Here is a 13,087-nt window from a genome sequence, read left to right as displayed (position 1 = left end):
TTTCCTGCACGCTATGCCGGGGCTTGCCGCTTGGGCTGTTATGATGAACCAGCGCCTGATTCGTTTGAAAACCGACCAGAGGGAGCCAGCGTTTCTTGATCGAGTTTTCCGATGTGGGCCTCCGTTATGGCAACGGACCCGAAATCCTGCGGGACCTGACCTTTTCCATCGAACCTGGCTCGTTCCACTTCCTGACGGGCCCATCTGGTGCCGGCAAGACGAGCCTCTTGCGCCTGCTGCTCCTCGCCCTGAAGCCCTCCCGCGGCACTGTCACCATGTTCGGTGAGGACGTGAGCGACCTCACCCAGGACCGACTCCTGCAGATGCGCCGGCATATCGGCATTGTTTTCCAGGAATTCCGGCTCCTTGACCATCTCACCACCTACGAGAACGTCGCGCTGCCTCTGCGGGTGCTTGGCCAGCCTGAGAGCGAATACCGCCCCAACGTCACCGAACTGCTTGAATGGGTAGGTCTGGGTGAGCGGATGGACGCTCCCCCCTCGCTCCTTTCGGGCGGCGAAAAGCAGCGGGCGGCCATTGCGCGGGCGGTGATCGCGCGTCCCAAGGTCCTTCTGGCCGACGAGCCCACCGGAAATGTCGACCCCGAACTTTCCAGCCGCCTCGTGCATCTGTTCGCCGAACTGAACCGGACGCTCGGGACCACGATCATCTTGGCGACCCACGAATTGCCGCTGCTCGACAAGTTCGACTATCCGCGCATGCTGCTCACCAAGGGCGAGTTGACGATCCATGATTGAACGCCTCCTCGCCTACCTGCCCCGCCGTGGTGGTACCGCTCCAATCGTGCCGGAAAGAAGTGTCGCGGGCCGCACGCTGCTGCTGATGATTACCATCATGAGCTTCCTCTCGGCAGTGACGCTTGGCGGCGTGGTGCTGGTGCAAAAATCGGCAATTGCCTGGTCGGCCGATGTTGGCCGTGAAGTCACCATCCAGATCCGCCCGGTTGATGGAGAGGTGATGGAAACCAATCTCCGCACCGCTGTTTCGCTGGCGCAGTCGACGCCGGGTGTCACCTCGGCGCGCGCCCTCACCATCGAGGAAAGCCAGGCCTTGCTCGAGCCATGGCTTGGATCGGGGCTTGACCTTACCGCCATCGAGATTCCCCGCCTGGTCGTGGTGCAGTTGGCGGACCCCACCGAGGCCGATGTGGAGGGGCTCGCCCGCAACCTCCAGTCAGTCAACGGCGCCAGTCTCGATACCCATGCCGCTTGGCGGCAGCAGCTCAACACCATGGCAGGCACGATCGTGATATCGGGTCTTCTGGTGTTGATCTTGATCGGCGCAGCCACCGTTTTGGCGATCATCTTCGCAACGCGCGGCGCCATGGCCACCAACCGTGAGATCGTGGACGTCCTCCATTATATCGGGGCGTCCAACAAGTTCATCGCCGGCGAATTCCAGGGGCGCTTTCTGTCCATCGGCCTGCAAGGGGGACTATTGGGCGTCGTGGCAGCACTCCTGTTCTTTGCCCTTATCGGAACGGCTGCCGGCAACATGCTGTCCAATGAAGCCGGGGCCCAGGTTGGCGTTCTGTTCGGCCGCTTTGCCCTCGGCATCGACGGCATGATCGGCATTGCTGCGGTTGTTCCGGTGATCGCCGCACTCACGGCGATCACCTCCCGCATGGCTGTGCGTCAATTCCTCAGCCAGACCTCCTAGGCGGCAGGAACGGCCTCGCCAAGGCAGGTTTTGCTCGCTAAGAGGTCCTCAACGGCGTCCAGCCGACGGAGAGATAGATGGCAGCACTGCAGGCAGTCCGCACCGCTTTGTTTTATCTGGTCTTCATCGGCCAGACTGCCGTGGTTGCCATCCTGATCGGGATCATCGCCATGATTAGCGGCCGCACGCGGCTCAGTTGGGCCTTGGCGGTCTATTGGTGCCGCTCCAACCTCATCTATCTGCGCTGGCTGACGGGCCTCCGCACCAAGGTCACCGGCCAGGAACACATTCCGCCCGGCGGCTGCATCATTGCCAGCAAGCACCAGAGCGACTGGGAAGTGTTTGCCATTTTTCCCTTTACCGGCAGGCCCGCCTATATCGTCAAGAGGGAGTTGATGCGCCTTCCCTTTTTCGGTCCGGCGGCTCGTTCCCTCGATTGCATCGAGATCGACCGTCGGCGCGGCGCTAACGCCATCCCCGAGATGATGAGCCGGGCCAAGGCCGCGATCGAGCGCGGCTGCCGCATTGTCATCTTCCCAGAAGGAACGCGCAAAGCCCCGCTCGCGCCCCCGACCTATCGGCAAGGGGTCGTCCGCATGTACCTCGAACTGGGCGTTCCCGTGGTCCCGGTCGCGGTAAATGCCGGTCTTTTTTGGGGTCGTAACAGCGCCATTATCTGGCCGGGTACCGCCGAGGCCAAGTTCCTGCCGGCCATCGAGCCGGGACTGTCGGCCGAAATGTTCATGGAGCGACTCAAAAAAGCCATTGAGACCGAATCCGATGCTCTGATTCTGGATGCGGCTGAGTCGGGTTTGTCCCGACCTGTTGGACCGGAACTGCAGGGCCGACTGGAGGAACTCCGGAGCCGGAGCACTGCGGCATAGGTACTAGATATTGACTGGAAAGACAAAAGCCAACATAGATGTTGTAGCGAGTTGATCTCGGGCTTGACCCATCGGCTCATTCGTTCTATCTTTGTTCTAGTTTGATCGACGCTTTGGGATGGCGTGAATGGTCGGCAAGGAAAACATCAAGGCGGTTGTGCAGGCCTTCGGCCGGGGAACCCACTGGCTCGGCCGGTCGGGCAGGTCCTACGATCTGGTGGCCGAGAAACTCGACGCCTTCGGCATGGAAGACGCCGACCTTTACCTTATTACCAAGGGTAACCACGTTCTCTGGGTTGGTTCTACCGCCGAGTTAGTGAGCGATCCCATGAGCCGATCACGCTTTCGGCTCGCTCTGGACTGCGGTGACCGGGCGTTTCGCCTCGCCTCCCGCGGGGCCGAGGCAGATCGGCTCTCCACCATCTGGGATCTCGAAGGTGCCGAACCCGTGTCTGGTGCGCAGGCCGCTTAGGCCGCGGCCGTGTCGCCTCGAGCGAGAAGTTCGGCAAGAGCCATCAATTGATGGTCGCGAATACCCAACTCCTCCAAATGTCGGACGGTGTTGAGCACATAATCGACATTGCGCCCAGAGATGCCCACGCCTTGGCGCACCATCTCCAACTGCGCTCCAACTTCGAGCCGCCCGGCAAACTGCTCGTGCCGCTCGTCTACTAGAAAGGTTAAAGCGGAGACCTGTCGCCGGTCGGCGAGCCGAACAGGACGCATGACATCGCGATAGAGGGCCGTCACCTGCTCGCGTGCTTCGAGGTAGCGGCGCACCTCGGGCCAATCCGCATCAGCCACTTCAAACACCATGCCTCGGCACGAGCCTCCGCGGGTTAACCCGAAGACAAGGCCGGGTCGTTCCGGCGTGCCCCGGTGATGGTGAGAGATAATTGAGAGGCTGCGATGCGCACCACGCAGCAAGCCCTGCTGTGCGGACACATAGGGAAAGCCAGGGTTCCAGATCAGCGACCCGTAACCGAAGACCCAATGTGTATCAGTGCTGGTGCGGTCTACCATCGTCATGTTCCAGAACTAAAACCTAGGTGAGCTTGCCGGCCAATGCAAATGCGCCACCGCGATAAGGCTCATGCACTGCTTGGACCACAAGGAAACAACTGGGCTTGGGTCAGCGAGCGTGGCCGGGGTAGAAGGGGCTTATGAGCAAGCGAATCATCATCTTGGGCGGCATCGTCCTCTTCGTCGTTCTGGCTTGGACGACTGCTTGGTTCGTCTTAGCCGGAGTGATCCGCTCCAATGTCGAGGCTCAGGCGAGCAATGACGGGGTCACAGCACCACGCCTTGCCTGTGGCAATTTGGATATCCGCGGTTTCCCATTTCGCTTCGATGTCTATTGCACAGAGGGGCTAATCCAGAGTGGAGACATCGCCGTTGCCCTTCCGCTCATTCGCGCCAGTGTTCGCGTTTATGCACCAACTCATATGCTGGTCTCAGCCGAGGGACCTCTGGACTTCACCGATGCCTTCACCGGCACGCGCAATCGGGTGGCGTGGACCACATTAGATGGCAGTATCCGGCTAACCGATTGGCGCATCGCCCGGCTTTCGGTCGCAGCGACCGATCTGGTCTGGTCTGACACGCTGGTGGGCGAGACCGTCGTAGCGCAGACTCCGCTTGCCGAACTGCACCTGCTCGACATTCCCGAACAGCACGATGCCGAGCGCGGTCTGGCCGCGCTTGCCGGCTATCTCCGAACCGAGGGCGTTAGCTACCCCGGCATGACGCTGACCGATACCAATGCCGAACTGGAGCTGGAACTGACGGCAGTTCCCAATGACGTACGTAGTTGGAGCGATCCCGCACTTCTCCCCACATGGCAGGCCAATGACGGGGAATTGCGTGTCGTCTCGCTGCGGGGCAGCGATGCCGACGCACAACTCACGGCCGCGGGTGGCCTTCGCCTCGACCAGGCCGGGCAGGTAAACGGGCAGATCGACATCCAATCGACCGGAGTTGCCGAACGCATCGGACCACTCCTTGAAGAGCCCTGGCGTACCTTGGTGCTGGGCGTTCCTGCACCAGATGGCAGCTACACCAACCAGCTCAACTTTGAAAGCGGCACGATATTGTCGGGTCTGGTGCCGATAGCCACCATTCCGCCCCTGTTCTAGCCTTCCCCGCCGCGATCTGCTGCTGGAATGGCGAGCGGCGCTTCATGCGGCCGGCCGAAATCGGGCGCAGCCGTTTCCTGTCCAGCCGAGATGATCGAGCGGCGAATGGCGCGGGTGCGGGTAAACATGGCTTCGAGCGCCGCACCGTCTCCCGTGCGCACGGCACGCTGCAACACCGACAGGTCTTCATTGAAGCGGCCCAGCATCTCGAGCACCGCATCGCGATTGGTGAGAAAGACGTCGCGCCACATTACCGGATCGGAAGCCGCAATGCGCGTAAAGTCTCTGAAGCCGGAGGCCGAAAACTTGATCACCTCTGACTTGGTGTCCGCCTCGAGATCGGCGACGGTCCCCACGATGTTGTAGGCGATCAGGTGCGGAATGTGGCTGGTAATGGCGAGCACCATGTCGTGGTGCGTCGCATCCATCACCTCGACGATGCTCCCCATTGCCCGCCAAAAGGCGGCTAATCTCTCTGTTTGGTCAGGGTCTACCTCAGGCTCTGGCGTCAAGACGCACCAGCGGCCGGTAAAGAGTTCAGGAAAGCCCGCCGAAGGCCCGGAATGCTCAGTGCCGGCAATCGGGTGTCCGGCAATGAAATGCACGCCCGGTGGCACGTGAGGGCTGACCACCCCGACAACATGCGCCTTGACCGAGCCAACGTCGGAGAGAATTGCCCCAGGCTCCAGCGCCGGTGCGATGGCTTTGACGATCGACTCATAGGCGCCAACTGGTGTGCACAGAATGACGAGGTCTGCGCCGCGCACCGCTTCAGCGGCGTCGAGTGTGTAGATGTCGCCGAGATGGAGATCACGCGCCTCTTCGAGGGTCTCTGGCTTCCGCGTGGAGATGGCGATTGTTTCGGCCAGTTCCTGCCGCCGTGCGGCCAAGGCAATGGACGAGCCGATAAGACCGATGCCGATCAGGGCAAGCTTGCGAAACCGGACGCTCATGAGATTTCCGCCAGTGCGTTGAGAATACCGCCGACGCCACGCATGGCCTGCTCAGGTCCGATTGAGATGCGCAGCGCGTTGGCGATCCCGTAGGAATTGCCAATCTCGCGCACGACGAGGCCACGCTCCAGTAGCGCCGCGAAGGCGGCGGAGGCATGATGGGCATCGGGAAACAGCACCATCACAAAATTGGCCTGGCTGGGCATCACTTGCATGTAGTTGGAGTTGAGCTCGGCCGTTAGCCAATCCCGCCATTGGGCATTGTAGGTCTTGAGCTTTTCGGTGAACGCCACGTCGCGGGTAGCCGCCGCCCCTGCCAATTGGGCCGGCAAGTTGACGTTAAACGGCCCGCGAATGCGGTTGAGAGCGTCCACGACGTGCTCCGGACCCACCATCCAGCCGATGCGCACGGCCGCCAAACCCATCTTGGAGAAGGTGCGCACCATAACGACGTTCTCGGCCTCCGCGACGAGGTCCAGCCCAACCGAATAGTCGTCCGCCGTGGCGTATTCGGCATAGGCGCAGTCGATTACCAGGAGAATGTCGGGGCGCAATCCGGCATGGAGGCGCCGCACCTCAGCAATGCTGAGATAGGTGCCGGTGGGATTGTTCGGGTTGGCCAGCCAGATGATCTTGGTGCGCTCGGTCACCGAGGCAAGGATGGCATCGACATCAGCCGTATAGTCCGTCTCCTCGGCCATGAGGATCCGGGCGCCGGCGGCCTGCGTCACTATTGGATAGATGGAAAAGCCATAGCGGCTCATCACCGCATCATCGCCATCCCCCAGATAGGTTTGCGCCAAGAGGTGCAGAATGTCGTCCGACCCGTTGCCGCAGACGATCCGCTCGGGGTCTACCCCGTGTACCTCACCCAGCGCCTCGCGCAGGATACGTGAGGAGCCCTCTGGATAAATCTCGAGATGCTCAGCAGCAGCGCGGTAGGCTTCGATCGCCTTGGGACTAGCTCCGAGCGGCGACTCGTTGGACGAGAGCTTGATGGCTCCCGTGGCGCCAGACTTGCCGGGCACGTAAGGGGCGATATGGAGGATGCCGGGCTGCGGCGTGGGGCGGAGGACCATTGGACGCTTACAGGGGAGATGAAACCGGGCGGACCATAGTCAAACTGACGATGGATGGCAAAGGGCTTGCGGCTCGCCTACCCGGAACGGGCAGCGGCGGGTCGGAGGTCCGGTACCCGGACGTATCGTTCCTCGCGTTTACGTCGGGGTACAGCGGGAAAAGCCTCCTTGCGCGCCCGCACGCAAATTACTCCGCTCATGGCCGGTCCCAGCACGCGCCCCGCTCGCTCGAAGAGGCGAGTGGACTTGAGCACGACCGGACTGTGGGTGGGCGGAAAGAACAGGGCATCACGCCAAGCCTCGGGCACAAAGCTGTGGTCCCGCAACAATTTCTCGAGCTGCCCGCCCGAATAAGGGTTTCCGGCGCCAAAGGGCGTATTGTCCCGCTGCGCCCAGATGCCTCGCCGGCGCGGGACCACCAGCAGTACATGGCAATTGGGCGAGGTGATCCGCCACAACTCGCGCATCAACTCCTCGGCGTCCGCAATATGCTCAAGGGCATGCACGGCAATGGTGAGGTCGATAGATGCATCCGGCAGCGGCATTTCGAGCGGATCGCAGAGGATGGTGTGCGACGGACCTTCGCGCGGCCAGGCCGAGGCTCCCTGGCGGGCTGGCATCGCCGCCACGACACGCTCCGCCGGCTCAAGGGCAAAGCGAAGAAATGGAGTCGCAAACCCCAACCCCAGCACGCGTTTGCCTTTTAGGTCACCCGCTAGGGCAACAACCTGTTCGCGCACCAACGCACGGGAAATCCGCCCCAGCGGCGATTTGTAGAATGCGATGAGGCGGGTCACGTCTACGGCCATAGCTGCAACCTTGCCGCACTCATGCGACGTTGTCCATTTGCTCGATTGCCCGAGCAGAGCCAAACTCCTAGCCTGACCACCCCCAACATCCCCGAGGTATTCGCCCGTGACGCTGATCGTCGAGATCTTTCCCGCCCGAACCGACAATTACGGCTATCTCGCCCATGACGAGGCCACCGGCCGGACGGCTGCCATCGATGCACCAGAAGCCGCGCCCATTCTGGCTGCGCTTGAGCGTCGGGGTTGGCGACTAACCGACATTTTTATTACCCACCACCATCAGGACCATGTGGAGGCTCTCCCAGAACTCAAGGAAGCCTTCGGAACGCGCGTGATTGGCCCGCGGGCCGAGGCCGCCAAGATCGAGGGCCTTGATGTCCTGGTGGGGGGCGGCGACACAGTAGAGCTCGGCGAAACTCGCTTGGAAATCATCGACGCTCCCGGTCACACGCTAGGGCATATTGTCTTTCATGACCGCGAAAATGGGCATCTATTCAGTGGCGACGCCCTGTTCTCGCTCGGCATCGGGCGCATGTTCGAAGGCACGCCCGGACCAATGTGGGAAGGCGCCAAGCGCCTGCGTGGCCTCCCCGACAGCACCTTGGTCTATTGCGGCCATGAGTATACTGCGAGCAATGCCCGCTTCGCCCTTAGCATCGACCCCAACAATCCGATCCTGCAGAAGCGGGCGGCAACCGTTACGGCCCTCCGTGAGGCAGGCAAGCCAACCATCCCCTTCGTGCTCGACGAAGACAAGGCGGCCAATCCGTTCTTGCGGGCCGAAGACCCGGTTCTAGCCGCCCGTATGGGACTGGAAGGAGCAGATCCAGCAGAAGTTTTTGCCGCCTTGCGAAAGGCCAAAGACGCCTTCTAGCCCCTCATTCAGCCGCATTCTGCTGTGGGTTGGATCCCAATTCGTTAACAGAACGTTAGCATCTGGCACGACGCTTGCCCCATAAGGGGTACCGGGCCAGTTTGCTTGTTTCATTCCGAGACAGTTGGCCCGCTGTGAAACAGGTGAGGCTGACCATGGCCGGAAACGACACAAAGATTGCCCGACTGCCTGTGCCGCTGGACGCGACGCGCTCCAGGCCATCGCTCAAGCGCTCGGAGACCACGTCCGCCTTCGTCAGCCAGCTCTTGGCCTCGCGGGCCAACATGCCGGTGCAACGCACCCGACGCCGCAGCAGCACGGAAGGCGCTATCGGCGCCTACTCCGCTGGATCTCGGATTGCTGTTCGTCGCATGCCGGCCGGTTACCGCACCAGCATCGTCACCTAGAGAGGCCGAACGGCGGTGAATGAGTTCACCGCCAGGTGCTCACCCTATTTCTTGCCGGCAGTCGGCCCGACCATCTGCTCGGGCTTCACCTCGGCGTCGAACTCCTCGCCCGAAAGAAGCTTGAGGTTGATGGCTTCTTCGCGCAGGGTTGTGCCGTTCTTGTGCGCCGTTTTGGCGATCTTGGCGGCGTTGTCATAGCCAATTTTGCGATTCAGCGCCGTCACCAGCATCAGCGAATTGTTGAGATGCTCGCCAATGCGCTTGCGATCGGGTTCGATGCCAATAGCGCAGTTGTCGTTGAACGAGCGCGCCGAGTCCGCCAGGAGCCGCACCGACTGCAAGAAGTTGTAGGCGATAACGGGCTTGAAGACGTTTAGCTCGAAATTGCCCTGGCTGGCAGCAAAGCCGATGGCAGCGTCATTGCCCATCACCTGCACCGCAACCATAGTCATGGCTTCCGACTGGGTCGGGTTGACCTTGCCGGGCATGATGGAGGAGCCCGGCTCATTTTCGGGAATCGTGAGTTCACCCAAGCCCGAGCGCGGGCCCGAAGAGAGCCAGCGTACGTCATTGGCGATCTTCATGAAGGCGGCGGCGAGTTGCTTGAGGGCGCCAGAGGTACCGACGAAGGCATCATGCCCGGCCATCACAGCGAATTTGTTGGGTGCGGTGACGAATTGGTGGCCGGAAAGCTTGGAAATCTCCTCGGCAACCGTCGCGGCATAGTCCGGGTGGGCATTGAGCCCAGTGCCGACCGCCGTGCCGCCCAACGCCAGTTCCTGCAACTGCGGCAGCGTGACCTCGATTGCTCGGACCGCAAGATCGATCTGGGCGACCCAGCCGCTCATCTCCTGCCCCAAGGTCAGCGGCGTTGCGTCTTGAAGGTGCGTGCGGCCGATCTTGACCACATCCATGAACTCTTCCGATTTTGAAGCGAGCGTGTCGCGCAGCACCTGCACGCGCGGGAAGAGATAGTTCTCAATCGCCTCGACGGCGGCGATGTGCATGGCCGTCGGATAGGTGTCGTTGCTCGACTGGCTCATATTGACGTGGTCATTGGGGTGCACGGGCTTCTTGGAGCCCATTGTGCCGCCGGCCATTTCAATGCCGCGGTTGGAGATCACCTCGTTGACATTCATGTTGGATTGGGTGCCCGAGCCGGTTTGCCAGACAACCAACGGAAAGTGGTCGTCGAGCTTGCCCGAGATGACCTCGTCGGCGGCAGCGACAATAAGGTCGCGCGTGGCCTCGTTGAGCAGGCCGAGCCGGGTGTTGGTGATCGCCGCCGCCTTCTTCAGGATACCGAACGCCTTGACGATCTCCTTGGGCATCTTCTCCCCGCCGATATCGAAATTGGCGAGACTCCGGGCCGTCTGCGCGCCGTAATATTTCTCCGATGGCACCTGGATGGTGCCCATCGAGTCCGATTCAACGCGCGTGGTCATGGCAAGTCTCCGATCTGGGCCGCTCTTGCTGGCGGCAAATAAAAGCAAAACGGCCGACCCTGGGAAGGATCGGCCGCCACTATGTCACAAGGAGCGCATAAGCGCTGCTCGCCTGAATTACTTCTTGACGTCGAGGATCTGCCGGCCGCGATACATGCCGGTCTTGAGGTCGACGTGGTGCGGACGGCGAAGCTCGCCGCTGTCCTTGTCCTCGACATAAGCCGGTGCGGCAATCGCGTCGGCCGAGCGGCGGAAGCCGCGCTTCATCGGCGAGGTCTTTCGTTTTGGCACTGCCATGGTCGGTACTCCGAATTCAATATCGTTGCGCCGCCAAAAGCGGCCCAGAGACTTATCTCTGTTGGGATTGGAGGGCTCTATAGAGGAAGTGGGGGCGCTTGGCTAGTGCATTTTGCGGCACGGCATGCCGCTCGCTCCTGAGGCGCACATTGCCCGAGATACCCGCACGCGGCATGTCAAAGCGACAGCCGACCACCCTCCCCTACGCAGGAGGCCCGTTCTCCATATTGCTGGGTGCGATTCTGGACGATGTCGGCGATGCGCAACATGCCGGCAGAAGGCTCGCCCGGTCGCCGCAGATGCGGATTGGGCAAAGCGGTGACAAGAAGGGTCGCGGTGCGCCAGTCGAGATTCTGCGGCGCGATGCCGAAGGCTCGTTCGGCACCCGCAGCAACCCCGAACTGCCCTTCGGGCCCCCACTCGGCGATGTTGAGATAGATTTCCATGATCCGCTGTTTGGGCATGACCAGGTCGATATAGAAGGCGAGCGGAATTTCGAGTGCCTTGCGGACGTAGCTGTGATCGTTCCAGAGAAAGAGATTGCGGGCGACCTGCATGGTAATGGTGGACGCGCCGCGAGCGTCCTCGCCCGCGAGCACCTTTTCAACCTCGTCGCGCAGGGCGCCGAGGTCCACCCCCAGATGCTGGCAGAACTGACCGTCTTCGGAGAGGATCACCGAGGCCTTGAGCCGGTCGGAGATGTCGCCGATGTCCCGCCACGCGCGTATGACGGGTTGGCCCGAGACATAGCGCTGGAGCATGGGCACCGAGACCGGATCGATGATGAGGTAAACCGGCGTCAGCACCAATGGAATGGCAACCAGGAGCGCCAGCGCCATGCCGCCCAGGCGCAGGATCCGCCACATGCCCTTTTTTCGTCGTGCCATGGGGATGCTCTAGCGCCGGGGAGAGCCTAAATCCACCCCGGGCGGTGCTTGCTCCCGCGCCAGCGGTCGGCTAGCACTTCGCCCATGTACGATTTCGCCGCCGACATCGCCGATTGCGCCAAAGAGGTGGAAGCTGGCCTCGCCCGAGCGCTCACCACGGATGCGCTTTCTGGCCCCGGGCCCGCGGCCGAGCGGGTGGTCGCCGCCATGCGGCACGGGAGCCTCGAGGGTGGCAAGCGCTTGCGGCCCTTGCTGGTGCGCCAGGCCGCAGCGGTGTTCAACGTGGCGGCGGTAGCGGCATTGCCGGCCGGGCTCGCCGTTGAAATGGTGCATTGCTATTCCCTGGTGCATGACGATTTGCCGGCCATGGACGATGACGATCTGCGCCGGGGTCGGCCAACGGTGCACAAGGCGTTCGACGACGCGACTGCCATCCTCGCCGGGGATGGACTGCTGACCCATGCCTTCGGGCTCCTCAGCGATCCCCAATGCCATCCTGATCCCGCCGTGCGCATTGCGCTGGTCGCCGAGCTGGTCGCCGGCTCGGGCGCGGGCGGCATGGTCGGCGGGCAGATGCGCGACATCGAAGGCGAGCGCGGCGGCTTTTCCAATGGAGAAATCGCCACCATGCAGGCCATGAAGACGGGGGCGCTGATCCGCGCCAGCGTGCGTATCGGCGCCCGGCTGGGTGGGGCCGACGCGCGGGCGCTCTCGGCACTGACAGCCTATGCTGAGGCTGCAGGCCGTGCTTTTCAGCTGGCGGACGATATTCTCGATGTCACGGCGACCGCCGAGGCCATGGGCAAGGCAACGGGTAAGGACGCAGCACAGGGCAAACAAACCCTGGTCGCGCAACTGGGGTTGGAGGGCGCGCGTTCGGAGCTGTCCGCAACCGTCAATGCGGCGCTTTCCGCCCTGCGCACCTTTGGCCCCAAGGCCGATGGACTGCGCGCCACCGCCCGCTACTTCGCCTCCCGCGAGAACTGATATAAACATGGCCATTCTCGAAAGCATCAATGTGGGCGAACCTCGCCCGATCCCCGGCAAGTCCACCCTCACCGGCATCTACAAGGAACCCGTCGACGGCGAGGTGACCATCACCAAACTGGGGATCGAAGGCGACGCCATCGTCAATCGCAAGCATCATGGCGGCAAGGATCAGGCGATCTACCTCTATTTCGCCGACGACTACCGCTGGTGGAGCGAGCAACTGGACCAGGAATTGGCGCCCGGTACCTTTGGCGAGAACCTCACCATTGCTGGCGTTGAAGGCCGCATCGTCTCTGTGGGGGATCGGTTCACCATGGATGAAGTCGTGCTGGAGGTTACCTCCCACCGCACGCCCTGCGCCACCTTCGCGGCACGCATGGACGACCCCAAATTTCTCAAGCGCTTTCATCAGGCCAATCGCCCCGGCGCCTATTGCCGGGTGATCGAGACGGGCGCCATCCATGCCGGCGAACCAGTGCTGCACACCCCGTTCGCCGGAGCGCATGTCACCGTTGCCGAACTGATGGCGCTGGACGGTGTGCGGGACCTCGACGCCGATTTCCTCCGCCGCGCACTCAAGGCGCCTATCCACCACAAGATGCGCACCGAGTACGAGGAGCGCCTCGCTAAGCTGACCTGAGAGCATC

General features: G+C 62.1%; 16 protein-coding genes. 9 read left to right on the top strand and 7 right to left on the bottom strand.

Annotated elements, in window-relative coordinates; genetic code table 11:
* Positions 1–95: 95 nt before the first annotated feature.
* The 4 genes from ftsE to QOV41_RS02205 all read left to right on the top strand — a co-directional run bounded on the left by ftsE (position 96) and on the right by QOV41_RS02205 (position 3,036).
* The gene (gene ftsE, locus QOV41_RS02220; protein WP_284579229.1) at positions 96–758 is read left to right on the top strand and encodes a cell division ATP-binding protein FtsE; all 663 of its coding nucleotides are present in this window, start codon (positions 96–98) and stop codon (positions 756–758) included.
* The gene (locus tag QOV41_RS02215; protein ID WP_284579228.1) at positions 751–1,680 is read left to right on the top strand and encodes a cell division protein FtsX; all 930 of its coding nucleotides are present in this window, start codon (positions 751–753) and stop codon (positions 1,678–1,680) included. Before ftsE ends, QOV41_RS02215 begins: the two co-directional genes overlap by 8 nt.
* A gap of 77 nt (positions 1,681–1,757) precedes the next feature.
* Positions 1,758–2,564: a lysophospholipid acyltransferase family protein gene (locus QOV41_RS02210; RefSeq protein ID WP_284579227.1), complete on the top strand. Its 807-nt coding sequence runs from the start codon at positions 1,758–1,760 to the stop codon at positions 2,562–2,564.
* A gap of 127 nt (positions 2,565–2,691) precedes the next feature.
* Positions 2,692–3,036, top strand: a complete 345-nt coding sequence (locus tag QOV41_RS02205) for a hypothetical protein (RefSeq protein WP_284579226.1) — start codon at positions 2,692–2,694, stop codon at positions 3,034–3,036.
* Here QOV41_RS02205 and QOV41_RS02200 read toward each other — a convergent pair.
* Positions 3,033–3,587 carry a gamma-glutamylcyclotransferase gene (locus QOV41_RS02200; protein WP_350150379.1) on the bottom strand — a complete coding sequence of 185 codons (555 nt, stop codon included), beginning with the start codon at positions 3,585–3,587 and terminating at the stop codon, positions 3,033–3,035. The two genes, QOV41_RS02205 and QOV41_RS02200, sit on opposite strands and share 4 nt — an antisense overlap.
* Positions 3,588–3,727: 140 nt before the next feature.
* On the opposite strand from QOV41_RS02200, the gene QOV41_RS02195 reads away from it, so the two are divergent.
* Positions 3,728–4,699 (top strand): DUF2125 domain-containing protein, encoded by a 972-nt coding sequence (locus QOV41_RS02195; protein ID WP_284579223.1) that lies wholly within the window; start codon positions 3,728–3,730, stop codon positions 4,697–4,699.
* Here the strand turns inward: QOV41_RS02195 and QOV41_RS02190 are convergent.
* The 3 genes from QOV41_RS02190 to QOV41_RS02180 form a co-directional block, all read right to left on the bottom strand.
* Complete coding sequence (locus QOV41_RS02190; protein ID WP_284579222.1) at positions 4,696–5,652, bottom strand: prephenate/arogenate dehydrogenase family protein; 957 nt, start codon at positions 5,650–5,652, stop codon at positions 4,696–4,698. The genes QOV41_RS02195 and QOV41_RS02190 overlap by 4 nt on opposite strands.
* Positions 5,649–6,731 carry a histidinol-phosphate transaminase gene (gene hisC / locus QOV41_RS02185; protein WP_284579220.1) on the bottom strand — a complete coding sequence of 361 codons (1,083 nt, stop codon included), beginning with the start codon at positions 6,729–6,731 and terminating at the stop codon, positions 5,649–5,651. Before hisC ends, QOV41_RS02190 begins: the two co-directional genes overlap by 4 nt.
* Positions 6,732–6,808: 77 nt before the next feature.
* Positions 6,809–7,540 (bottom strand): class I SAM-dependent methyltransferase, encoded by a 732-nt coding sequence (locus QOV41_RS02180; protein ID WP_284579219.1) that lies wholly within the window; start codon positions 7,538–7,540, stop codon positions 6,809–6,811.
* Between the two features lie 106 nt (positions 7,541–7,646).
* Here QOV41_RS02180 and gloB point away from each other — a divergent pair, with 106 nt between their 5' ends.
* Positions 7,647–8,414: a hydroxyacylglutathione hydrolase gene (gene gloB / locus QOV41_RS02175; RefSeq protein ID WP_284579217.1), complete on the top strand. Its 768-nt coding sequence runs from the start codon at positions 7,647–7,649 to the stop codon at positions 8,412–8,414.
* A gap of 155 nt (positions 8,415–8,569) precedes the next feature.
* Positions 8,570–8,821, top strand: a complete 252-nt coding sequence (locus tag QOV41_RS02170; protein WP_284579216.1) for a hypothetical protein — start codon at positions 8,570–8,572, stop codon at positions 8,819–8,821.
* Positions 8,822–8,865: 44 nt separating this feature from the next.
* Here the strand turns inward: QOV41_RS02170 and fumC are convergent, their stop codons facing one another.
* The 3 genes from fumC to QOV41_RS02155 form a co-directional block, all read right to left on the bottom strand.
* Positions 8,866–10,266: a class II fumarate hydratase gene (gene fumC, locus QOV41_RS02165; protein ID WP_284579215.1), complete on the bottom strand. Its 1,401-nt coding sequence runs from the start codon at positions 10,264–10,266 to the stop codon at positions 8,866–8,868.
* Between the two features lie 117 nt (positions 10,267–10,383).
* Positions 10,384–10,563 carry a 50S ribosomal protein L32 gene (gene rpmF / locus QOV41_RS02160; RefSeq protein WP_284579214.1) on the bottom strand — a complete coding sequence of 60 codons (180 nt, stop codon included), beginning with the start codon at positions 10,561–10,563 and terminating at the stop codon, positions 10,384–10,386.
* Between the two features lie 176 nt (positions 10,564–10,739).
* Positions 10,740–11,450: a biosynthetic peptidoglycan transglycosylase gene (locus QOV41_RS02155; protein ID WP_284579213.1), complete on the bottom strand. Its 711-nt coding sequence runs from the start codon at positions 11,448–11,450 to the stop codon at positions 10,740–10,742.
* Positions 11,451–11,534: 84 nt separating this feature from the next.
* Between QOV41_RS02155 and QOV41_RS02150 the strand changes: the two genes are divergently transcribed.
* Positions 11,535–12,437 (top strand): polyprenyl synthetase family protein, encoded by a 903-nt coding sequence (locus QOV41_RS02150; protein WP_284579212.1) that lies wholly within the window; start codon positions 11,535–11,537, stop codon positions 12,435–12,437.
* A 7-nt stretch (positions 12,438–12,444) separates the two neighbouring features.
* The gene (locus QOV41_RS02145; RefSeq protein WP_284579210.1) at positions 12,445–13,080 is read left to right on the top strand and encodes an MOSC domain-containing protein; all 636 of its coding nucleotides are present in this window, start codon (positions 12,445–12,447) and stop codon (positions 13,078–13,080) included.
* Positions 13,081–13,087 lie beyond the last annotated feature (7 nt).

The organism is Devosia sp. RR2S18, from assembly GCF_030177755.1.
Taxonomy (GTDB): Bacteria; Pseudomonadota; Alphaproteobacteria; order Rhizobiales; family Devosiaceae; genus Devosia; species Devosia rhizosphaerae.
Note: the sequence above shows the minus strand (reverse complement) of the source record. Positions and strands in the feature narration are given on the sequence as shown.